Below are 22,526 nucleotides of genomic sequence, written 5' to 3' on the forward strand. Positions count from 1 at the left end.
GCTCACTGGAACGGGTCTTCCAGGTCGCCCTTCCTGACGGTGCCCCTCGCGGTCGCCGCCGCCTTCTTCAACGACACGGTGAGCGCGCCGTCCGCCTCGCCCGGGAATTCCTGCGCCTGCTCCTGGTAACCGGGCGACTTGAAGGTGAGCTTCACGGCGCGCCCGCGCGGCAGGCGCAGCGGCCCCGGCGCCTTGCCGACGAGCTTGCCCTCGCTCCACACCTCGATCTCCTTCGGCGTCGCCTGGATCCGGAGCTCGACCTCGGGCGGCGCCGCGCGGGCGCTCGCCGTGGGCACGTCCGCGGGCGCCGGCGCGGCCGAGGCGGCGGGCGCCGGCGCGGCCGAGGCGGCGGGCGCCGGCGCGACCGGGGCGAGCAGCGCGGCCGTCTCCGGCGCAGCCAGCGCCGGCGCGGGCGGGGCGCCGGCCAGATGCTCGCTGCCCGTGAGGCGCAGCGTGAGCGCGGCGGCCGCGGCGCCGCCGAGGATGGCGACCGCGGCGAGCGCTGCCCTCTGCCGCGACACCGCGGCCGGTGTGCTCTCCACCTTGCCCGGCAGCGACCGCTGCAGCACCGTCTCGGTCCCGTTGCGGTCCGTGCTCGCGTCCGCGACGGGACCCGGCTGCGTCGGCGCGAGCTCGGCGGCCAGCGGCTCCGCGGCTGCGATGCGCGCGCGGGGCCCGGCGGCGTCGCTCCCGCCGCGCCCGACGGCGGCGTCGCTCGCCCGCAGCAGGTTCGTGGGCACGTCGTAACCTGCGCCCCGCGCGGCCTCCACGAGCGCCGCGGTCGCCTCGAGCAGCGATGCCGGGCGGCTCGCGGGGTCCTTCTCGAGCATCCGCAGGAGCGGCGCGTCGAGCGCCGGCGACAGGTGCGTGGCCAGGCTCGACACGGGGGGAGCCGGCTCCGACGCGTGCTTGGTCAGGAGGTCGAACGCGCTCTCGCCGTCGAACGGCGGCGCGCCGGCGAGCAGCTCGTGCGCCAGGATCCCGAACGAGTAGACGTCCGTCCGGTGATCGACGTTCCTGCCGCGGCACTGCTCGGGGGACATGTAGAGCGGCGTCCCGATCAGGTGCCCCGTCCGCGTCTTGTGCGCTGTCGTCGAGGGCTCGCCGAGCAGCTTGGCGATGCCGAAGTCGAGCAGCTTCGGGAAGATCGCCCCGTCCTCGTCGAAGACAAGGAACACGTTCTCGGGCTTGAGGTCGCGGTGGGCGATGCCGGCGGCGTGCGCGGCGTCGAGCGCGCGCGCGATCTTGACGAGGATGGGCAGCGCCTCGACGGGCGGGAGGCGCCCGCGCTTGCGGAGGTAGGCGTCGAGGGTCATCCCCTCGAGCAGCTCCATCACGTAGTAGTGCCGGCCGTCCCCGAGGGCGCCGAACGAGAAGATGTCGATGATGTTGCGGTGCCGGATCTGGTTCACGGCCCGCGCCTCGGCGACGAAGCGGGAGACGAGCTGCGGGTTCGCAGAGCACTGGCGGCTGAGGACCTTGATGGCCGCCGCCTTGCCGATGACGGGGTGCGTGGCGCGGTAGACCGTGCCGAAGCCCCCTACCCCGATCTTCGCATCGATGCGGTACTCGCCGACCGGAGTGCCTGGCGCGAGATCCGGATCGGCGCCCGGGAGCGCGGGGTCTGGCGAGAGGGTGTCAGCGTCCGACGGGCAAGCGACGACGCCGTCCGCATGCTCGGTTCGGCACGTAGGGCATGTCGACATGAGAAAACCAGGGGGAGCGTACACGGGGAGCCCGTCGCAGCACAGACCCCGAGCGTCGCAAACCGGCCGGAGCTGTGGCGGGCGGGCGCCGCGCGCCCCTGCCTGGTGGCGCGCCTCGGTGAGCGCCGCGCTGCGCGCCTCGGTGAGCGCCTCGGTGAGCGCCGCGCTGGCACGCCTCGGTGAGCGCCGCGCTGCGCGGTCCCGGCCTCGAGGCGCGGCCTCGGTCTCCGGTCTCCTGCGCGGCGCGAGCCGCTCGCCGGAGCGGCTGACCCCCCGAGGCGCCGAGCAGGAGGGCTGCTCGCATTTCCTCACATGGGGTGTTGTCCTACAGGGCCACGCGAGCCATGCGTGTCGTGCGGCGCGATCGATGGAGGCGCGGGTCCGCGTGCTGCTGAAGCGCGCGCTGGTGGGCGCGTCGGTGCTCCTGTCCTCGCTGGCGGCGCGCCGCTTCGGCCGCGCGGTGGGCGGCACGATCGCCGGATTGCCGATGATCGTGGGCCCGATCATGGGCTGTAGGTCCGTAGCGTGAATCGAACCTCAGAATCGCGCGCCGAGCGCAGCGGCAGCGCCGCCGGGCAAGGGGACGACGTGCACCGCAGCGGCGGCGGGCGCCGCCGGCATGGGGCCGCGCAGGAGGAGCGCGGCCACCGCGCCGCCGAGCGCCGCCACGCCGACGCCGAACGCGACGTTGGCGGCGATGACCTTGGTCCGCACCGCGTCGACGTCCGCCTCGGCGCAGCGCGGCGCGCAGGTCGCCCGGAGGCGGTCGGCGTCGGCGCGCGCGCTCAGGCCGAGCGCCGCGTAGGCGACGCCCCCGGCGGCGGCGACGCCGCCGAGCGCGATGGGCAGGAGGAGCGAGCTCGCGGGCGGCGACGCGGCCTGGTCCTCGCGGGGCGCGGTGACGCCTCCTCCCGGCGTGGCCGCACCTGCGCGCGCCGTGGCGGGCGGCGCGAGGCGGGCCGAGACGCGGCGCAGCTTCTCCCCCTCGCGCACGACGAGCCGCAGCGCGACGGGATCGCTGCCCGCGCGCTCGAAGCGGAGCACGTGCTCGCCCGGGTCGACCTCGACGGCCTTGCCGTCCAGGCGCGCGGCGAGGGGTGCGCCGTCGAGGGTCACCCGCACGTCGGCCGCGTCCTGGCCCTGGTCGTCCTCCGCGCTCAGGATCAGCGTCGGGACGCGCGCCGTGACGTCGGCGAGCCAGCCCGCGCAGTCCGACCGGACGAGCGCGGGACACGCGGCGGCGCCGCAGGCGATGAAGCGCGCGCGCGCCTCGCGCAGCCGGCCCTCGTCGCGCAGGCGCTGGCCCTCCTCGGAGGCCGTGAAGCACGCCTCGACGTCGCCGGCGCGGGCGCGGGCGGGCTGGAGGCACGCGAGCGCCGCGAGGGCGGCGGCGACGAGGGAGCGGCGAGCGGTGCGCTGGTTCATCCGGCCTCCGTCAGAAGCATTCGCGCTTGTAGCGCTTGTGGCCCTGTCCATCGATGATGAACGGCGGATTGCACCCGGCGCGCGCCGGCGCGCGGCGCGGCAGCCGGCGCGCGCCGGCACCGGCGGCAGCGGTGGCCGACGCGGCGGGCGCGATGGCGACGGCCGGCGGGCCTGCGCTCGACGCGGCGGGCGCGGGATGCGCGGTGTCCACGAGCCGCGCAGCGGGCCGCGCGCGCGCGGCGGCGGCGACGCCGGCCCTCGCGCGGGCGAGGGTCGGCGCCTCGGCGCGGGCGAGGCCGATCGCGGCGGCCGCGATCGCGAGCAGCGCGCCCGTCGCCGCGACCGCGGCCCAGGGCTGCCGATTGGCGGCCTGCAGCGGACCCGCCCCGGCGCCCCCGGCCGCCGCCCCAACCTCGGTCCCCGTCCCCGCGCCTGCCGCCTTCGCCTCGCTCCCCGCCTCCGCCCCCGCGCCTGCCGCCTTCGCCTCGCTCCCCGCCTCCGCGGCCGCCGCCTTCGCCTCGCTCCCCGCCCCCGCGGCCGCCGCCCCCGCCCCCGCCTCGCCCCCCGCCCCTCCCGGCTCGATCGCCCCGATCAGCGCCGCCCGCTGCGCCAGCGACTCCCCCGCGAGCGACGTCACCCAGTCGCCCACCTCCGAGGTCGACGCGGCGAGCCCGGTCTCCTCCAGCGCGAGCGCCATGGCGCGCGCTGTCGGGAAACGGTCGTCGGGGTCGCGCGCGAGCGCGCGCAGCGTGATCGCCTCGAGCTCCGGCGGCACCCCGGGCCGGCGCGCGCTCGGCGGATCCACGCCCGCCTGCAGCAGCCGCAAAATGGAGAGCGCCTCGCCGCGCCCCTCGAAGAGGCGCTCGCCCGTCAGCGTCTCCCACAGCACCACCCCGGCCGAGTACACGTCCGCGCGCCGGTCGAGCGGCTCGCCCGCGATCTGCTCGGGCGACATATAGGCCAGCTTCCCCTTGAGCTGCCCGTCGCGCGTGATCTGCGCGCGCCCCGCCGACTTGGCCACGCCGAAGTCGAGCACGCGCGCCACCCCGTCCTCGCCGACGAGCACGTTGTGCGGCGACACGTCGCGGTGCACGAGGAGGAGCGGGGCGCCGTCCTCGGCCGTGGCCTCGTGCGCCGCGTGCAGGCCGTGGAGCGCGCCGGCGAGCACCGCGCAGGCGACGCGCGGCGGCGGCGCGCCGCCCTCCCGCGTCGCCGCGCGCAGCAGGCGCGCCAGCGGCTCGCCGTGCACGTACTCCATCACGAGCAGCACCTCGCCGCCGCTCGACACAACGTCGACGGTCGAGACAACGTTCGGGTGCCGGATGCGGGCCGCCACCCGCGCCTCGTCGAGCAGCATGGCGACGAGCTCGGGATCCCGCACGAATTGCGGGTAGAGCCGCTTGATCGCGACGGTCCGCCGGAACCCGGCCGAGCCGAGCTGGCGGCCGAGGTGCACCGTCGCCATGCCGCCGGCCCCGATCTCGTCGAAGAGCAGGTAGCGGACGACGGCGAGCGCGCCGCCCTGGCTCCGGGCCTGCAGCATCGTCGCGACGATATCATGGCCGGGCGCGGCGCCGCGGCGACATGTCGGGTGGATCGCCGCGCGCGTGGTCCCCGGGAGCACCGCCGCGCGACGCCCGGCCGCGCGTCAGGTGGATCGGCGCGCGCGCAGGATCTGGAAGTACCGCCGCGCGATGCCCGACGCGGCCGCCGCGCTCCGGACGTTGCCCCCGTGCTGCGCGAGCACGCGCTGCACGTAGCGCCGCTCGAAGTGCTCGACGATCCGCTCCCGCGCCCGCGGCAGCGGCAGATCGAGCGCGAGGATCTCCTCGATGATGTCGTTGGATGTCGCAGCCTCGGCGCCCTCGCTCTCCTCTGCGGCCGCGGCCGAGGACGGGGGCACGGGCGTGGAGGGCGCCAGCGCCGACGCGGCGGACCCGGGCGTCGACGCAGGCCCGCGCGTCGACGCGGGTCCGGCCCCCGCGAGCCCCGGCGTCGACGCGGGCGCGCCCGCGGAGCTCACCCCGGCCCGGGTGGTCTCGATCGGCGCGGCCTCGCCGAGCGCCACGCGGCGCGCCACGGCGTTGTAGAGCTCGCGCACGTTGCCCGGCCAGTCGTAGTCCTCCAGCCGCTCGGCGAAGCCCTGGGGGAAGGGCGCGCCGCGGCCCGCGAGCTGCCGCCACAAGTGGTGCGCGAGCACGGTGACGTCGCCCTGCCGCCGGCGCAGCGGCGGCAGCTCGATGCGGGCCACGGCGAGCCGGTAGAACAGATCGTCGCGGAACCTCCCCGCCTGGATCTCGCGCTCGAGATCGCGCCGCGTCGCCGCGAGCACCCGGATGTCGACGCGGATCCACCGGTTCGATCCGACGCGCTGCACCTCCGATCGCTGGATGGCGCGGAGGAGCTTCGCCTGCAGGCCGAGATCGAGATCGCCGATCTCGTCGAGCAGCAGCGTGCCGCCGTGCGCCTCCTCGAAGACGCCGCGGCGCGCCTCGTTCGCGCCGGTGAAGGCGCCGCGCTCGTGCCCGAAGAGCGCCGACTCGACGAGCGTCGGCGGCACCGCTGTGCAGTCGAAGACGACGAACGGCCCGGCCGCGCGCGTCCCCTGCTCGTGGATCGCCTCCGCGAGCACCTCCTTGCCGGTGCCCGTCTCGCCCTCGATGACGACGGGCACGCTCGAGCTCGCGAGGCGCTCGCACAGCGGGTAGAGCCGCCGCATCTCCTCGCTTGCCCCGACGAGCTTGCCGAAGCGCACGGCGCGCGGCAGCTCCACCGCCTGCGTGACGCCGAGCGCCTCGACGCGGAGCACTGTCTCGCCGAGCCGGACGAGCTCGCTGCCCTGCAGGTACGCGTCGCCGACGCGGATCCCCTGCACGAAGGTGCCGTTGGTCGACCCGAGGTCGGTGACGCGGAGGCGCGGGCCGGCGAGCTCGAACGCGGCGTGGCGGCGCGAGACGAGCCGGTCGGTGAGGGTGATGTCGCAGGCCGGGCTGGTGCCGGCGAGCGCGCGCGAGGGCAGCCCCGGCGCCACGACGAAGCGGCTCCCCTCGTCCGGGCCCGCCATGACGGAGAGGGCGAAGCTCTCGGCCGCGGCCGCGGCGGGGCGCAGCGGCTGCGGCACGAGCTCGGTGGAGGCGGCGTCGTCGTCGTTCCACGGGGGCATGGGCCTCCATCTCAGCAGGCCTCCGCGCCGGCGTCACGCTTCTCCGCCCGACGCGCCCGGGTCGCGCCGGCCGCCTCGACGAGCCGACGGCGCGCCTCCGCGCCGGGGCGCGGCGACGCTCAGGCCAGCATCGTTTGCACGCCGGAACAACCGTTGTTCCCACTTCGGGTGACGAGCGGAACGGCCAGGGACCCGGCTGTTGCAGCATGGATGCAGTCCGGTATGTCCGGAACATGGGCGCGGGCGCTCCGGTCTACCCAGGTACGGCAGAGCGCCACGTCCACGGAGCATGGACGATCTTCCGCGCCAGCCGTTCGCTGCACGCCGTTCAGCTCTTGATCTTGCGAAAGCAGGGCTAGGGCGGCCACGGAACATCAGCCGAATGAGACAAGCTATCGCCGCGTTCCTGCAGAAACTCCTCGAAGCGCGCGAAGAACGTCCGAACATTCCGCTCACCGGGATCGTCCGTAGCGATCAGCGTAGGCCACGCAACATCTCGCGTGTCGTCAAGCTTCGTGGCTAGCCACTTCTCAAATTCAGCGAGGAGCGACGATTCTGTAGCACCGAACTCCGGCATTCCGAGATCGACGCCAGCCTGACAGTATCCTTGGATAAATACCGCGAGCGTTCTCACATTCTCGTCGCCGAGAAGGTTCCGGCGCTGCCCGAACGGGTCGTAGCTGCGTCGCTCGACCACCGTCCCCAGCTCGTTCGTGATCACGCCCGCGGACCCGTCGTGCCCAGGATGCAGGAAATGCGCCCTCCGCTTCTCCTCGCCCGCCGCGTCGAACGCGATCGTCTTCACCGCGATCACGCCTTCCGGGCCCATCACGTGCATCTTGTGCGTCACGCCCCCCGCCGTGTGCTCGTGCCGCTCGTACAGCCCGCCCACGTACGTCGTGATCTGCGCCGGCGACACCTTGCGCGCGCGCTGCCGGTCGCCGTCGTACTCGTACGTCGTCGGCCCGTGCTCCGCCTCGATCCGGCGCGGCTTGTCGAACGGCGTGTACGTGATCGTCGCCGACGCGTTGCTCGCGCCGCGCACGTCGATCGGGCGCACGGTCTGGTTGCCGTTCTCGTCGTACTCGTACGCCTTGCCGTTCGCGCGCCGCACGGCGTGCGGCCGACCGCCGTCGTACGCGTAGCTCCCCACGTCCGATTTGTACGTGATGTTGCCGAAGTCGTCGTACTCGTAGTGATAGAGCGGCGTCCCTCCGTCTCCGACGGTAGACGTCCTCCAGCCGGTCCAGCTCGTCATAGTGGAACGTCTCGGTCAGCTTTTGCAGATGGTCTGTCCGGCGCTCGACATTACGGTTCTCGTCATACCCGTATGCAAGCCGCTGCAGGGTGATTGCCGGCGAGAGCGGCGATGGCGAGGTTCGCCGAACCGTCGTGCTCTGCTCCAACATCCCGGTCGCCGGCACGTATTTGCGCGACGTCGTGACCAGGCTGCCGAAGCGTTCCCGGGTGATCCGATTCGCCGCATCGGCGGCCTCCCACCTCCACAGCTCGCGGCTGGTTGCAGGATCCTCCACGGCCGTCAGGTGACCATGATCGTCATACCGGTAGACCACGGCGAACGGCGCGTCGTCGTCCGTGGCGGGGTACGCTACCCGGCGGAGCTCGCCCCGCGCGTTGTACGCCCGCCGGATCACGAACGACTCGCTCCCCCCTGACGGGCTGGGCAGCTCGGTGGTCTCCCTCCAGGGCCGGCCGGCCTCGTCGTAGTCAACGTCCACGATGACGCCATCAGGGCTCGACATCCTCACCAGCTTGCCGACCGCGTGCGGCCCCTCATCGTACGTCCATCGCGTCAGCCCGTCCACGTCCTGGCGCACCGTCGGCCGGCCCACCTCGTCGTGGCAGTACAGCGTCGTCTGCTCCTTGTTGTCCGCCTCCGACCGGACCTGATCAAAAGCGGACATCAAGGCACGTCAACGGTGGCGCGGAACTCGTCGACGAGCCTCCAGAACGATTCCCAAGCTTCTTCGTCGCTCGTGGCAGCTTCACGGATCGCGGCAATGGGCCCACACGACGCACTCCATCCTTTCGCTTCCCGGAGACAGGCGCCGAACTCATGGGCAAAGTCCGCAACTCGTCCCTGGATGTGGTGATGGCGCAGCGCCAGGGAGTACCCACATAGCAGCTGTTCCAGGTTCTGCAACTGCATAGCGCGCTGAGATTCGTCGCCTCCGACATACATTCCAGGCCGCTTGCGAATTTTATCGAGCACCTCGAATACGGATGCCATCTGTCCCTCGTGAGAATCCTATGCGACCGCCGGAGCAGGCTCCCTCACCTCACCGCTTCCTCGAGCACCTCATTCAGTTCTACTCCATACTTCGTCCTGAGCTCCTGTCCGAGCTCGGCCAAGTATGCGTCGGCCGCGGACTTCGCCTCGTCAAGAGAAATCGGCAACGGGCTGGATTTAGCCCAGACAGACTCCGGCAGGAATTCACCTTGGGCTGCGTCATAACGCAACGCAAAGATCGGATCGTCCTCGAAGTCCATGGACGCGTAATTGAGGTCGACCGGCCCATCGTCAAGGCTCAGCAGCCATTTCTTCAGAACGATGGCGAACTCTACAAGGAGGATCCCACTCGCGTCGAGAAATACAACGGACCCAATGAGTATCTGAAGCGTTCCTTCAGTATATGCGGTCAGGTTGTAGCCTTCCACTTTTTCAGAAAATGACGTCATCTCGTATAGGAACCGCATGATTTACCTCACGCGAACGGGAAAAGCGTTGATGACCTTGCCGTCCAAGCCGACAACCACCCGTACCGCTTCCTGCCCCTGCACGCCGAGGGGCCGGCCGAGGTTCGTCACAACTCTGAAAGTGCCTGGAAGGTTGGGGCTCGGCAGAAATTGGGCGTTGGGAGAGCGCAGTGCTTCCTGCACAATGCCCCGCACCTCGTCGAAATTGGTCGTAGCGAACTGTGCCTTCGACTGCGAGCCACCGCCGAGGAGGTGCTTGTTCTTAGGCACCCACGACGCCACGTCGTCTGCTGCCCTGAAGGTCGCCTCTGAAGCCTCACGAAGAATACTGCCTCCCCCCCTTGCAGCTCCGACCGACTGATCCAGCGCCTCCACGCCGGCGCGCGCCGCGCTCCCCGCCTTGCCAGCTGCACCGGCGAGCTTGATGGCGGCGCCGACGCCGACCAGGCTCAGCGCGTCGACAGCGACCGCGATCGCCTTGTCCCTCGGCGTGGCGTGCGGATTGCTGAACGCCAGCAGGCTGCCCAAGCCGGCGATGGGGAACACACCCAGCGCCGCACGCGTCATCTCCGGCGACGCCGACCATACAGGGATAGGTCTATCCTCCCCGAATACGTCGCGCCCTGCCCGCCCCAGTGGACTGTGCGGGTTCCATCGCGACCCGAGCGCGTCGCCCGGCCGCAGATCGGACGCATCGAGGCTGAACCCGGAGGAGCTCGCCCCGCGCGTTGGCCCCACACGACGCACTCCATGCTTTCGACTCCCAGAGATAGGCACCAAACTCATGGGCGCAGCCTCCATAACCTTTACGGATGTGGCTCCGAAGAAGTCTGAACCGCCAATATCGTCGATAGACTCCGAGTACGGCACGCCACCGGGCCTCGGCGTCGAGCAGGCTGGTGGACGCTTATCGAAGCTCACTCTCCACGACCCGTATCAACTCACTCGGGTCATCGAGCGCCGCGATGGCCTCGTAGATGGCCTCATGAAGTTCCCCAGGCTCGTGGATGAGGGCGAACGCCAAGGCTGATGCTGCGCGAGCTTTAGAGAATAGCCGCAGAGTCTCAGCCTTTCTGGACTCGTCCACTTCCTCATTGAGCCGAAGGTACTCATCATCAAAATGAGCAGCTAGATCTTCGAGCCGCTGCCGAAGGTCTGGCTGTCCGGCGGCTCCACCACGAAGTGCAGCCAAGCCAAGGCCGACCTCTTGGCCTGCAAGATCGGCCGACGAAGCCGCCAGCTCACACGCGACGACCGCTGCTTGTCTGCGCTTGGCCGATGATGCTCTGCGAAAGCTCTCGGCCAACGTCGGAGACACCGAATCGAGTCGGAACACTGATTCCATTACGGCACCTTCAGGGGTGTTACGGGTCGCGCACCCGCACCTTCAATGAGGGCTGCGCAAGAAGGGCAGATTGGACGAGTCGCGCCAACTTCGAGAAGCCGCAGCCCGTTCTGCCCCGCGAAGTTAACAATATCTGCCTCGGCATGACCGAGGCCCGGAGCCAGCGTTTCGCCTGGCGCCAACGTCACTCCTGGTCGCAGGTAACCGCGAGGTTCGCTTGTGCCGATCAAAACCCGCTGTACGCCGCTGGCATCTTCCGCCAACCCGACGCCCATCGTGATGCGTCCCTGTTGCGCCGATGGAATTGCACTCCCAAGCTCACCAACCCTTGCGACGGTTCCCCCCCTTGCAGCCCCGACCGACTGTTCCAGCGCCTCCACGCCGGCGCGCGCCGCGCTCCCCGCCTTGCTGGTGGCACCGGCCGCCTTGCCGGCGAGCTTGATGACGACGCCCACGCCAACCAAGCTCAGCGCGTCGACAGCGACCGCAATCGCCTTGTCCCTCGGCGTGGCGCGCGGATTGCTGAACGCCAGCAGGCTGCTTAAGCCGGGGACGGGGAACACACCCAGCGCCGCACGCGTCATCTCCGGCGACGCCGACCATACAGGGATAGGTCGCTCCTCCCCGAACACGTCGCGCCCTGCCCGCCCCAGTGGACTGTGCGGGTTCCATCGCGACCCGAGCGCGTCGCCCGGCCGCAGATCGGACGCATCGAGGCTGAAATCCAATCCGGGAGGACCGGGCTCGCGATGCCCGAACGGCTCGCCCGACGCCATATCATTGTGGATGCCTGGCATGTCAAACCGCCCCACCTCGACATGAACGCATCCCGGGCCGACAACGCAGTTGTCGGAGGTCACCCCGGCAGGCGTCCCTCCGTCCATCCATTCGTAGAAGTACTCGTCTGACGCCTGGTACCCGGTGGGATCCACGAAGCTCAGCGGGTTGTTGAACACGTAGCTGTAGCGGTTCAGGCTCTGCGAGAAGAACGGCGCCTGCACGAACGGATCCGCCGACAGGAACCTCCCCAGCGCCGGATCGTAGATCCGCCCTCGCATGTTGATGAGCGACAGCTCCTCCTCGTCCTCATGCCCGGTGAACCCGATCGTCTCGCGCGGAGGCGCCGCGGCCGGTCCGCCGGTCGCCCAATCGGGGTTCCGGCGCTGCCCGAACGGGTCGTAGCTGCGCCGCTCGACCACCACCCCCAGCTCGTTCGTGATCACGCCCGCGGACCCGTCGTGCCCAGGATGCAGGAAATGCGCCCTCCGCTTCTCCTCGCCCGCCGCGTCGAACGCGATCGTCTTCACCGCGATCACGCCTTCCGGGCCCATCACGTGCATCTTGTGCGTCACGCCCCCCGCCGTGTGCTCGTGCCGCTCGTACAGCCCGCCCACGTACGTCGTGATCTGCGCCGGCGACACCTTGCGCGCGCGCTGCCGGTCGCCGTCGTACTCGTACGTCGTCGGCCCGTGCTCCGCCTCGATCCGGCGCGGCTTGTCGAACGGCGTGTACGTGATCGTCGCCGACGCGTTGCTCGCGCCGCGCACGTCGATCGGGCGCACGGTCTGGTTGCCGTTGTCGTCGTACTCGTACGTCTTGCCGTTCGCGCGCAGCACGGCGTGCGGCCGACCGCCGTCGTACGCGTAGCTCCCCACGTCCGATTTGTACGTGATGTTGCCGAAGTCGTCGTACTCGTAGTGATAGAGCGCCGTCCCTCCGTCTCCGCGGTAGACGTCCTCCAGCCGGTCCAGCTCGTCATAGTGGAACGTCTCCGTCAGCTTTTGCAGATGGTCTGTCCGGCGCTCGACATTACGGTTCTCGTCATACCCGTATGCAAGCCGCTGCAGGGTGATCACCCTCGAAATCGGCGACGACGAGGCCGACCATCTCGTCGTGCTCTCCTCCAGCATCCCCGTCCCCGGCACGTACTTCCGCGAGGTCGTCACCCGGTTGCCGAAGCGCTCCCGGGTGATCCGATTCGCCGCATCGGCGGCCTCCCACCTCCACAGCTCACGGTTGGTTGCAGGATCCTCCACGGCCGTCAGGTGGCCATGATCGTCATAACGGTAGTCCACGGCGAACGGCAGGTCATCGTCCGTGGCGGGGTACGCCACCCGGCGGAGCTCGCCCCGCGCGTTGTACGCCCGCCGGATCACGAACGACTCGCTCCCCCCTGACGGGCTGGGCAGCTCGGTGGTCTCCCTCCAGGGCCGGCCGGCCTCGTCGTAGTCAACGTCCACGATGACGCCATCAGGGCTCGACATCCTCACCAGCTTGCCGATCGCGTGCGGCCCCTCATCGTACGTCCATCGCGTCAGCCCGTCCACGTCCTGGCGCACCGTCGGCCGGCCCACCTCGTCGTGGCAGTACAGCGTCGTCTGCTCCTTGTTGTCCGTCTCCGACCGGACCAGATCGAAGGCATCGTAGACGAAGCTCCGCACCCCCGAGTCCGGGTTCCACGCCTCCGTCACGCGCCCGTACGCGTCGACCACCTGGACGAGCGCGTCGCCCCGCGCGTCCGCGATCCGCACGAGGTTGCCGAACGGCCCGTAGTGGTACTCCGTCGTCTCGTGGCGCGCGTCCTCCGCCCGCACCACCTGCCCACGGCCGTTGCGGACCACGGTGCTCTGATGCGCCCGTCCGTTCGTGACCGTCGTCCTCGTCTCGGCGTACGTCATCGAGATCGTCACGCCGTCCGGCTCGACCACCGAGGCGGGCCGCCGCCGGCGGTCGTAGGCATGCTCGGTCCACCCCGGAGGCGATTCACCCGCCCCGTACGGCAACGACTCGGCGCGCACGCCGCCAAATCCCCAGTAACGCCGGCTTGTCTCGCTCACCCGCCCCCTCAACCCGTGGCGCTGCACCCGAAACGGGCGACCGAGCCGATCGAGCCACGTCGCCGACGTCGCCCCCGTCGTCTCTTGTGCGTACGCCGTGACGAGCCACTCCGCGCCCACCTGCTCGCGCGTCAGCCAGTGCGTCGTCGAGGTCCCGTCCGGGCGGTGCTCTCGTCGCAGATTGCCGAAGGCATCATGAATCCACCACGTCCTGTGGCCGTTCGGATCGACGACCGCAGCCAGCTCACCCAGGTAGGGATGGTACTTGAAACGCGTCGTATGGCCGAGCCCGTCGCGCATGGCGTGGAGGAACATACCGTCCGGCTCGTACGTATACACGGTCTGGCGCGTGACACCGTGGGCGTCGACGGTCGTCGAGCGCTCGACGTTTCCGTGATCATCGTAGTCGAGGTCGGTGTCGAGCCAGTGCGCTTCCTCCCCTGGGCGTCCTTTCGTGATCCGCGTCGGCAGGCCCGTGGTGGTATCGTAGAACGTCTCGCTCGTGCGGACTTGAGCGCCTTCGGCGGTCACATCCGTCGTCGTGACCACGCGGCGCAAACCGATCAGCCACGAGTCGGTGTGGTTGTCGTACGTCGCGACCGTCGTTGTCGAAGGAGTCACCACGTCGACTGAAGGAGACCAAGCTCGCGTCTCGTCGAACGTCGGATTGCCGAAATCATCCACGTCCCTCTCGACATCCGTGGCGTGGAACGGAATGTTCTCGGCGTCGAGGAGCTCCTCCGCGGCAAACACCCGCCCGAGCTCAAGAGGCGTCCACCGCAGGCACTCGTGATCGCTGCGCTGCCCGCGGTCCTGGTAGACGAAGTGGCTCGCACCGCCGTTCGTCGCGCGCACCTTCCAGCTCGCCCGGTCCATCGACAGCCACATCCGCGACGGAGCGCTCGGATCCGCCCCGCAGCCGTCGTGGCCGAAGGTGAGCGTCAGGCTCGGCCGCCCCGCGTACGGGTAGATCCGCGTCTCCGCGTCGAAGGTCGTCGGGTCGTAGACCGTCCGCGTCCAGACGGCGCTCGTGCTGACAGGATATCCGTCAGCAGAGCTGCTGAGATCGTCGGTGTGCATCGTATGGCGGACGTGCGCGCGAAAGCCGAGCCACCCGCGACCGTGTCGATCGACGAACGCGTCCTCGTACGAGTGCGCCGTGAGCCGCCCGTTCGTCGCGCCCGTCGGGCTACCGGGCTCGGTGCTGACGTCCTCCAGATGCTGGGCCACCACGTACTTCGGCCCGACAAACCGCTTGCACGGGTAGCTGCAAAGACCCCCAGCGCCCGCGCGGAGTAAGTACACGGCATCCGGATCCGTCCCGTGCTCGAGCGTCATGCTCGGCCTGTAGGAGCGGAGCAGCGGCGCATAGTGGATGGCGACGGTCGGTGGAGCCGCCCCTCCCGGCATGTGCTCGATCATGCCATGATCGAAGTCATTGCCGCCGTCGCGAATGCTGACGACCGCATCCGGTCTCCCCCCGTACGGAGCCCTGTGGAGCCGTACCCGGAACTTCCCCTGATGAACGGTCACCAGGTCATGAAGCCCGTCACCGTTGACATCGGCGATCCGCGGCCCTTCCCGGCTCGGCCAGGCGGCGTCCGCATGCTCGCGAGGAGCGGGTTCGTAGGGAAGCCCGGGGTCTTCGACATGGAAGGCTCGTCCCGACGGCGCCGCCCTGAGAAGGGAGTAGTTCTTGAAGTTCCCATCAAAGGGCCAATCATTGTCCGAGGGGACCAGCAAATCTTCACGCCCGTCGCCGTCATAGTCGACGACGAGGCTCGCCTGCAAGTTATGCCGGAGCACCACGAATTCGCTGGGTGTCGCGATCCCGTGGTACACAAAGGATCCTCCATGGTTGAGCCAAAGAGACAAGCTGTAGTACTCGGCCTCGTACTTCCTGCTCGCCACGAGGTCTTTCAGGCCATCCCCGTTGACGTCCACAGGCACCAGCGCCTCTCCATAGTACAAACTCACATCGATGCCGCTGCTCGTCAGCGTGATCAGTCCACTGCTGGAGTGTGGCTTCTTCTGCCACCGAAGGATCTGGTATATCCACGATTCAGGATCCTCACAGCCCTTCATGACGTATGTCCCATAATCCGTGCAACGAAACAGAAGAATTTCCTGTGCTCCGTCACCGTCGACGTCGATCGGGACAACTGGCATCGCGATGCTGGTTCCGTCGAGCTCTGGTATCATAACGCGCGGACCGAAGCCGTGGCCGTCGTGCAGACGGTAACCCCACTGACCACCACAAGTCTCGGGACTGATAGGCAGGCAAGTTTCGTGATTACCGGGCCAGAAATCGAACTCGAAGAGATCTTTGATTCCGTCCCCATTCAGATCGACCAGAAAAATCCCCGCCGTAAGATAGTCGAGCACGGTACCCACGTCATGAGCCATGATCGACCGCGGCGAGCGAGGTACTCCCGTATCCTGGATGCGAAACCCGGCCCCGGTCGACTCGAGGACGCGCCAGGTCGGTGACACGTCCGCCAGGAGAAGGTCGGACTTCCCGTCTTGATTGTAGTCGATCGGGAATCCGCGCTGATAGTCCTGCACCTGGTACTCATCCGCGGACGGCGTGCTCGTCCGATACGTCTCTGAGAAATACGCGCTCTGCGTCCCTTCCCGGTCAGCATCGACGCCGAGCGCGAAGTTCCATCGCTCGAGGTCAGGATAGACGACATCGTCCCTTCCGTCCCCGTTCATGTCCATCACGACGATCTGGGAGGCAGGGTGATATTCGCCGATCTTCGGTGTGGTGGCCGTCGTGTCGATGCTCCCCCCGAATCCTGCCTCTGCCTCGGCCCACCCGAGCCGCGTCGGGCGCTTGCACGCGTCCGCGGTGCACTCGGTCACCGCCTCCAGAAGGCTCTGGCCACTGCCTTTGCTCTGGGTGTACGTGAGATCGTAGCGGCGAACCGACGTGTACCCGGGAGCCGCCGTGACCTTGATCCGCCGCAGGCGCTGTCCGACCTTCGTTTCCAGCCCGTGCATGTACCGCGTCATCACGTCCGGACGCGCCTCGTACTCGAACTGAACGCTCCTGCTGTGAGGGAGCCCGCTCACGTGGCCGCCGTAGCGGATCTCCTTCGGGTAGTGCTCGGCCGTACCGCCCTCGACCGAGACCCTCTCGTACGCGATCTCCATGGTGTTGCCGACGCGGTCGCGAACGGCCTGGAGCGCCCAGCTCCGCGCAACGTTGCCCGTGAGCACCTTCGCGCTGGAGCTGCCACCCCCATAGGTGCGCACCAGCCCGCCCTTCGTATAAACGGTGAACGAATCTGGCCCCGTGTACTGGCCCTGCTGGCTCGGCCCGCCATGGGATACGACCTTCACGAAGGTGTCTGGAGTTGTGCGGTACTCGGTGCCGTCTCCCCCGTAGGTGCCGCTCACAGCGACGAGCCGATGTCCGTCGAGGCAGAAGCGGTCATCGGGCGTGAGGGTGACCGCTCGCAGCGTGTCGTCGTCCGCATACGTGCGTCCACAGCGCGCGATCGAGGACAGACCCTGGAGTGAAAACCCTACGCCGAGGTGCCCGTTGCCCCTGTCGCTGTGATAAAGAATTCCCAGCTCGGGCTGTATCCCTGCTCGACCCGGGACGACCTGAAGTGGAATTGAGTAGATGGCCGCGCCGTCGCTGTCCCCGACGGTAAAGCTTCCGGGCGTCCTGCCGATCCCGTCCGCTGGCGTCAGCGTCCGAAATCGCCAGTTCATGATATCACGGGCAGTCTCCGGAGGGGTCACGCTGGGGGCGCCGTGGGTTCCTTCTTCGTCTCCAGCGATGGGAGCGACGTAGGACGGCGCCGTCCCGAACACTGTCTCGTCGTACGGAGCCGCCTCGATCGGCTCATCGGAAAGCGGCGGGCAAAGGTCCGTGGCCGCGCGCTGCGCGCTCCCGATCATCTCGGCGTCGCTCGTCAGCGCACAGCCGGCTCCGAGCACGATGGTGGCCTGAAACAAGAGCGCCAAGCAGAGCACGGCGGTCGCGTGGCCGCGTGATATGCGGGTCCTGTCCTGCCGCAGGGGCAGGTGCTTTCTTTCAATGTTCATCGAGGTGTTTCCCTGGCGTTGCGCCGACAGCGCGGGAGGCATACGCGGCCGCACTTGCGTTCCAGCGCACTATGCCAGTGCGTGATCTGCTGTAAATTGCCTCGAGCGTCAGCGTTGTGCTCAACAGGGCACCAAGGCCCGGCGCGGAGGGCTCCGGCCCCTGGCAGTGTTCCTCCTTCGCAAGGGATGGTTTGCCGGAGCGCGGGTCCAGAGCGGCGTGGCCGCCGCGCGCCCGGCGCGAGCATCTTTTCCGCGCCTGAGCGCTCCGGCACGCTCGCCGCGGGGAGGCCAGGGCGGAGCTGAGGCGGGGAGCTGGCGCGGTGTCTGCCGGGGCGGCTCCCTGCTGCTCGCAGCGGGCAGCCTCGCCATCCCGCCTCGCCGGCCCGGGCGCTCCGGCTCTACAGGTTGATGAGGACGATGGCCGACAGGATGATGGCCATGCCGACGCTCGGCGCCGGACCGATCGACTCCTGGAGGAGCAGGAGACCGGCGATCCCGGTGAGCACCACCGTCAGCGACTCGGTGATCACCGCCGCGATCAAGCTGCCCGAGGTGAGCCCGAGGACGATGCAGAGCTGTGCTCGCGCTTCGCGTCGCTCATGGCATCGCCTCCCCTCTTGCCGCCTCGGCCACTCCAGGCCGGCCTCTCCTGGGCGCGGGCGCGGAGCCTGTTCCCGACCTGAGCCGCTCGCCCGTCACCCGCCCGCGGCGTCGATCAGCGCCCGCAGCAGCGGCGGCATCCGCCGCGCGTCGCAGGGCGCCCGCACCGCCCTGCCCGCGACGACAGCGCTCAGGTGGCATGTCCCGACCCGCGGGAGGTGATCCATCCAGTGGAGGTCGAGCCGGTCGTCGTGGGCGAGGCGCCGCACCATCGGGTCGAGCGGCAGCATCAGCCCCTCGCGGAAGCGGGCCAGATAGACCACGTTCGACAGGCGCACCGGCGAGTTCAGGCCGATCCGGCGGCGCGTCCCCGACGCGAACGGGCCTGTGTGATCGATGAACTCCACCGTCTGGAGATCGCCGTAGAGGTCCGGCTCCGTCTTCTCGACAGTCACCAGCGTCCACGCGCAGAGCGGCCGCTGCGCCCGGAGGAGCGCGCGCGTCATCTGCTCGAAGTCCGGCAGATCCGCGGCCGCGCGCGCCTCGGTGTAGTGGCCGTGCGCGAACTGGTTGCGCTCGGCCTGCATCAGGTTCGAGAGCGTCTCGAACGTCTGGTTGTGCGACAGCTTGACGTCGAGCACCTCCCTCGCCATCGAGCCGATCGGGTCGTCGCGGTCGCCGAACGCGCGCGCGGCCGTGCGCGCGAGCTCGCGCCACGCGCCGAGCGCCAGGCCGTCGCGCGTGCGCGTGCGCCCGTAGAAGTCGAGCACGGCGCCCCACCCCGGCGGGGGCTCGCCCGCGCCGGGGCCGCGCGCGCCGGGGGCGCCCGCGACGCCGCCGCGCCCCGGGGCCGGGGGCGCGCTGCCGCCGCTGAAGAAGGCCGAGACGAGCACCGTCGCGATGAAGCGCCACGTGCCCTCGAGCACGTCGAACAGCATCTTCACCCGCTCGATCGCGCTCGACGCCCCGATCGCGGCCCGCACCCGCCCCGCGATCGGGTACGGCAGCCCGCCGCTCAGCGCCGAGAGCACGCCGTGCGGATCGCTGCACTCGCGCGAGATCTCCGCCGCCCGCGCGCCCGCGTCGACGCCGTGCAGGAGCTCCCAGGACAGCGTCCGCGCGAGCTCGACCCTGCCGTCGAGGATCGGCGGCCGGGCGTGCCAGTCGCACTGCACAGCGCTCGCCATCACGGCCGGGTCCGCCCGGCGCTGCACGCACGCCGCGACGACGCCCGGCGCGAGCGGCGCCACCAGCGCGCCGGCCCCCGCGTGGCTCGCGATCACCGCGGCGAGCTCCTGCGCGAGCGCCCCGATGACGTGCGGCCCGACGCCGCCGAGCGCGCTCTGCTCCTCGATGCCGAACAGGACCGTCGCCCGCCGCCCGCTCTGCGACGCCTCGATCACCTCGAGCGGCGTCGCGAGCCGCGCGCCCGCCGCGCCGTCGCGGAGCTCGGCCACGCTCGCGGCCCCCGGGGCGCCGGAGCTTCCCGGCGCGGCGCGCTCGCGCTCGGCGGCGAGCGAGGCGATGGCGTGCAGGGCGAGCTCGACCTCGCGGCCGGCGACGTCCGCGTCCCCGGCGAGCGAGAAGTAGCCGCACGCGAACGCCCCGAGCCCCGCCGCCTCCGCGGCTTCCAGCGCGCGACGGGCCGCCGCGGCCGCCTCCGCCGCGCCGCCGCGCACGAGCACCACCGCCGTGCCATCCGCGTCGCCGACCGGCAGCTCCGGCCACAGCCGGTGCACAGCGACGACGGCGACGGCCGCGCGCGACGCGGCGCCCGGCAAGACGCTGCCCCCTGCGGCGCCTTCCCCGCCCCGCCCGCTCGCCGCCCCTCCCCCGCCCTGCCCGCTCGCGGCGCCCGAGACCGGCGGCGCCGCCTCGATCGGCCGCAGCAGGACGAGCGCCCCCTGGCCCTTCCGCGACAGGAGCGACGCGCACTCCTGCTCCAGGCCGGCGCGCGCGAGCAGCCCGGTCGCCGGGTCCACCGCCCCGGCGGGGACCGACAGCGCGGCGTACCGGCGGTCGAAGAGCGTCGCGCGCATGCCGCCGACGCAGACGAACGTGCCGTGCACGAGCGGCGATTCCTGCCCGCGCGCGAGGTGCCGCGCGCCGACCTGCACGGGCACGCTGCACTCGTCGCGGCGGCGCAGCCACCAGCGCACGCCGTCGTGGCGCAGCGTGGCCGCGAGCCGCGACGCCACGTCGGCGTACACGAGGTCGTTGCGCTCGTCGCCGACGCGCTCCGCCCGGCCGAGCCGCAGCACGCCCACCGGCTCGAGCCGGAGCTCGTGGAGGTACCCGTCGCGCCCCTCGATGCGCAGCCGATCCGGCGCGGCCACCTCGCCGCGCCACAGCGAGAACCCCGGCGACTGCGCGAGCCAGAGCGTCGCGCCGCCCGCCGTCACCGAGCGCAGCTCGGCCCCTGGCGCGCCCTCGGAGCCGCTGCGCTCCGCGGGCGGGATGCTCTCCCCGGGCGGGATGCTCTCCCCGGGCGGGATGCTCTCGCCTGCCGGGAGATCCCCGCCGCTGTCCCGTGCGCCCGTCACGCGTGCCTGTCCATGGTGATCCCGCGCGCCCCGCCGCTCCGAGCGCCCGGCGGGCTCCTCGGACGATTACCGCACCGCGCCCCGGCAAATTCAACGCAAATGCGCCGCCCGGCGCGCGGCTCGGAAGCGTGCCGCGGCTCGCGTAGCGTGGTCGGTTGGATGACAGGGAGGAGGAGCTCGACCCCCTTTCTCCCGCTCGCGCTCCCCATCCCCCTCGAAGCTCCCCTGCGCAATCGCCCCTCCCCTCACCGACCTCGTCCTCACACGACCGGCCCGCGCGCATCGTGAAGCGCTGTGCCCGCGCCGACGTCGGCTCCCTCGATGCGTGGGCGGTTTTGATACGGCGTCATTTTTACAGGGCGGAGCGGATCGTCAGCGAAACAGCCTGTCAGCCCAGGGAAGCTCGGGCTTGACGTCTCCTCGCGCTTGCATTCCCTTCTTCCCGCGCTGGCATCCTGCCCCCTGGAAGCGCCCATGGCGCCAGCTTCGACTCAGCTCGTGCGGATTCGAGGATGACTTCGGGCAAAGCGAGCGAGCATCCCCCGCGACGTCAGAGAAGCTTTCCGCGTCCCACGCGAACAATCGGGAGAGAACCGATGTCCAATCGACACAGACCTCACCAAGTCACCTCGGAGCGCCGTGACCCCTCGCGCTCCTTGCTCGCGTTGCCAGGGCCGAAGACCGGTCGCCTGCCACGATTTACCCTCACCGCCGCGGTGCTCGCGCTGATGACCGTCGCGCTGGGTGGCCCCGCGCTGGCCGCCGATCCGGCGCCCGACGGGCGATGGGTCGCCGCGTGGCACGCCAGCCCGACGCCGGGCGGCACGTTCAACGCGCAGGAGTGCCCGTCGGACGTCGGCCTGACCGGCCAGACGGTCCGGAACATCGTCCGCCTGAGCGCCGGCGGGAGCTCGGTGCGCGTGCGGATCTCCAACGCCGGCGGCGCCGAGCCGCTCAAGGTCGGCGCGGCGTCTGTCGCGCTCTCGAAGGACGGAGCCGCCGCGACCGCCGGGACCACGCACGCGCTGCGCTTCGCGGGTCAGCCCTCGATCGTCATCGCCGCGGGCGGCGAGGCGATCAGCGACCCCGTGGCGCTGAAGGTGCAGCCCCTGCAGACGCTGGCGGTCAACATCCACCTTCCGGCCAAGACAGGGCCGGCCACACAGCACTACTTCGCGGCGCAGGACAGCTTCCTCGCCGCGGGCAACCAGACCGGGGCCGGCGCCGACAAGCAGTTCACGCAGAAGATCTCGTGCTGGATGTTCCTCTCGGGCGTCGACGTCAAGGCCGCGCCGAACGTCGTCGGCACCCTGATCGCGCTCGGCGACTCGATCACCGACGGATACCTCTCGACCAAGAACAACAACCAGCGCTACCCCGACTTCCTCGCGGAGCGCCTGGCCAGCCGCAAGGGTCCGACCCTCTCCGTCGTCAACGCCGGGATCATCGGGAACGAGCTGCTCACCGTCCGTCCCCAGCTCCAGTTCGGGTACCCCGTTCCGGCCCGCCTCGCGCGCGATGTGCTGACCCAGCCCGGCGCGCGCGCGGTCATCCTGCTGGCGGGCATCAACGACATCGGCGACCGCTCCGCCAAGGCCACGGACCTGATCCCTGTCTACCAGCAGATCATCCAGGCTGCCCGCGCTGCCGGGCTCAAGATCTACGGCGGCACCCTGGTGCCCTTCGCCGGATCGACAGGGACCTACAAGGGCGACTACGGAACGGCCAAGGGCGAGCAGGAGCGGCTGAAGCTGAACACATGGATCCGCACAAGCGGCGCCTTCGACGGCGTGATCGACTTCGACAAGGCGCTGCGCGACCCGGCCAACCCGAGCCGCCTGCTCCCGGCCTACGACGCCGACAAGCTGCACCCGAACGACGCCGGATACAAGGCGATGGCGGACGCCGTGAACCTGGACGCGATCGTCGACGCCGCCGTCAAGACGACCTCCCCCTAGCGTCAGGCCCGTCCGCGGGTTCGTGAGAGGAGGAACCACAGAGGCAAGAACCAGAGAGCTCTGTGGTGCAGAGGGTCGGGCGTGAGGCCGGACGTCGAGAGGGCAGCGGGAGGGGGCGGCCATGCCGAAGCGAGTCCAGAAGGGCGGCCAGAGCGGCAGCAAGAAGAAGACA

Annotated in this window: 14 protein-coding genes; 2 read left to right on the top strand and 12 right to left on the bottom strand. The window is 70.4% G+C overall.

Annotation, left to right across the window (positions count from 1 at the left end; all coding sequences use genetic code 11):
* Window positions 1-2: 2 nt before the first annotated feature.
* A complete protein-coding gene (locus WMF42_RS27075) occupies window positions 3-1,706 on the bottom strand; it encodes a serine/threonine-protein kinase (protein ID WP_437685667.1) in 1,704 nt (567 codons plus the stop codon).
* Window positions 1,707-1,824: 118 nt separating this feature from the next.
* On the opposite strand from WMF42_RS27075, the gene WMF42_RS27080 reads away from it, so the two are divergent.
* Complete coding sequence (locus WMF42_RS27080) at window positions 1,825-2,235, top strand: hypothetical protein (protein ID WP_437685668.1); 411 nt, start codon at window positions 1,825-1,827, stop codon at window positions 2,233-2,235.
* 8 nt (window positions 2,236-2,243) lie between these two features.
* Here WMF42_RS27080 and WMF42_RS27085 read toward each other — a convergent pair whose 3' ends face one another.
* The 11 genes from WMF42_RS27085 to WMF42_RS27135 form a co-directional block, all read right to left on the bottom strand.
* Entirely contained in the window at window positions 2,244-3,131 is an 888-nt protein-coding gene (locus tag WMF42_RS27085) for a hypothetical protein (protein WP_437685670.1), read from the bottom strand.
* A 10-nt stretch (window positions 3,132-3,141) separates the two neighbouring features.
* Entirely contained in the window at window positions 3,142-4,674 is a 1,533-nt protein-coding gene (locus WMF42_RS27090) for a serine/threonine-protein kinase (protein WP_437685672.1), read from the bottom strand.
* A 105-nt stretch (window positions 4,675-4,779) separates the two neighbouring features.
* Window positions 4,780-6,294 (bottom strand): sigma 54-interacting transcriptional regulator, encoded by a 1,515-nt coding sequence (locus WMF42_RS27095; protein WP_061610026.1) that lies wholly within the window; start codon window positions 6,292-6,294, stop codon window positions 4,780-4,782.
* Between the two features lie 355 nt (window positions 6,295-6,649).
* Window positions 6,650-7,552, bottom strand: coding sequence for a hypothetical protein (locus WMF42_RS27100; RefSeq protein ID WP_437685674.1), 903 nt, complete (start codon window positions 7,550-7,552; stop codon window positions 6,650-6,652).
* A 666-nt stretch (window positions 7,553-8,218) separates the two neighbouring features.
* Window positions 8,219-8,545 carry a hypothetical protein gene (locus tag WMF42_RS27105; protein ID WP_437685676.1) on the bottom strand — a complete coding sequence of 109 codons (327 nt, stop codon included), beginning with the start codon at window positions 8,543-8,545 and terminating at the stop codon, window positions 8,219-8,221.
* Between the two features lie 44 nt (window positions 8,546-8,589).
* Window positions 8,590-9,012: a DUF7878 domain-containing protein gene (locus WMF42_RS27110; RefSeq protein WP_437685677.1), complete on the bottom strand. Its 423-nt coding sequence runs from the start codon at window positions 9,010-9,012 to the stop codon at window positions 8,590-8,592.
* A 3-nt stretch (window positions 9,013-9,015) separates the two neighbouring features.
* A complete protein-coding gene (locus WMF42_RS27115; protein ID WP_437685679.1) occupies window positions 9,016-9,579 on the bottom strand; it encodes a hypothetical protein in 564 nt (187 codons plus the stop codon).
* 340 nt (window positions 9,580-9,919) lie between these two features.
* Window positions 9,920-10,357, bottom strand: coding sequence for a hypothetical protein (locus WMF42_RS27120; RefSeq protein ID WP_437685681.1), 438 nt, complete (start codon window positions 10,355-10,357; stop codon window positions 9,920-9,922).
* The gene (locus WMF42_RS27125; protein WP_437685683.1) at window positions 10,357-17,295 is read right to left on the bottom strand and encodes an FG-GAP-like repeat-containing protein; all 6,939 of its coding nucleotides are present in this window, start codon (window positions 17,293-17,295) and stop codon (window positions 10,357-10,359) included. Before WMF42_RS27125 ends, WMF42_RS27120 begins: the two co-directional genes overlap by 1 nt.
* A gap of 356 nt (window positions 17,296-17,651) precedes the next feature.
* Complete coding sequence (locus tag WMF42_RS27130) at window positions 17,652-17,795, bottom strand: hypothetical protein (protein WP_155798636.1); 144 nt, start codon at window positions 17,793-17,795, stop codon at window positions 17,652-17,654.
* A gap of 153 nt (window positions 17,796-17,948) precedes the next feature.
* Complete coding sequence (locus tag WMF42_RS27135) at window positions 17,949-20,396, bottom strand: hypothetical protein (RefSeq protein WP_437685685.1); 2,448 nt, start codon at window positions 20,394-20,396, stop codon at window positions 17,949-17,951.
* Between the two features lie 596 nt (window positions 20,397-20,992).
* Here WMF42_RS27135 and WMF42_RS27140 point away from each other — a divergent pair.
* Window positions 20,993-22,354 (top strand): SGNH/GDSL hydrolase family protein, encoded by a 1,362-nt coding sequence (locus tag WMF42_RS27140; protein WP_437685687.1) that lies wholly within the window; start codon window positions 20,993-20,995, stop codon window positions 22,352-22,354.
* The last annotated feature ends 172 nt before the right edge of the window (window positions 22,355-22,526 follow it).

The sequence above is a fragment of the Sorangium sp. So ce176 genome (assembly GCF_051519835.1).
Lineage (GTDB): Bacteria > Myxococcota_A > Polyangia > Polyangiales > Polyangiaceae > Sorangium > Sorangium cellulosum_G.

Bases quoted from the DNA above. Each gene is read 5' to 3' on its own strand.
- WMF42_RS27075 (WP_437685667.1), bottom strand. From the start codon at position 1,706: ATGTCGACATGCCCTACGTGCCGAACCGAGCATGCGGACGGCGTCGTC.
- WMF42_RS27120 (WP_437685681.1), bottom strand. From the start codon at position 10,357: ATGGAATCAGTGTTCCGACTCGATTCGGTGTCTCCGACGTTGGCCGAG.
- WMF42_RS27085 (WP_437685670.1), bottom strand. From the start codon at position 3,131: ATGAACCAGCGCACCGCTCGCCGCTCCCTCGTCGCCGCCGCCCTCGCG.
- WMF42_RS27090 (WP_437685672.1), bottom strand. From the start codon at position 4,674: ATGCTGCAGGCCCGGAGCCAGGGCGGCGCGCTCGCCGTCGTCCGCTAC.
- WMF42_RS27095 (WP_061610026.1), bottom strand. From the start codon at position 6,294: ATGCCCCCGTGGAACGACGACGACGCCGCCTCCACCGAGCTCGTGCCG.
- WMF42_RS27110 (WP_437685677.1), bottom strand. From the start codon at position 9,012: ATGCGGTTCCTATACGAGATGACGTCATTTTCTGAAAAAGTGGAAGGC.
- WMF42_RS27140 (WP_437685687.1), top strand. From the start codon at position 20,993: ATGTCCAATCGACACAGACCTCACCAAGTCACCTCGGAGCGCCGTGAC.
- WMF42_RS27125 (WP_437685683.1), bottom strand. From the start codon at position 17,295: ATGCCTCCCGCGCTGTCGGCGCAACGCCAGGGAAACACCTCGATGAAC.
- WMF42_RS27115 (WP_437685679.1), bottom strand. From the start codon at position 9,579: ATGACGCGTGCGGCGCTGGGTGTGTTCCCCATCGCCGGCTTGGGCAGC.
- WMF42_RS27100 (WP_437685674.1), bottom strand. From the start codon at position 7,552: ATGACGAGCTGGACCGGCTGGAGGACGTCTACCGTCGGAGACGGAGGG.
- WMF42_RS27105 (WP_437685676.1), bottom strand. From the start codon at position 8,545: ATGGCATCCGTATTCGAGGTGCTCGATAAAATTCGCAAGCGGCCTGGA.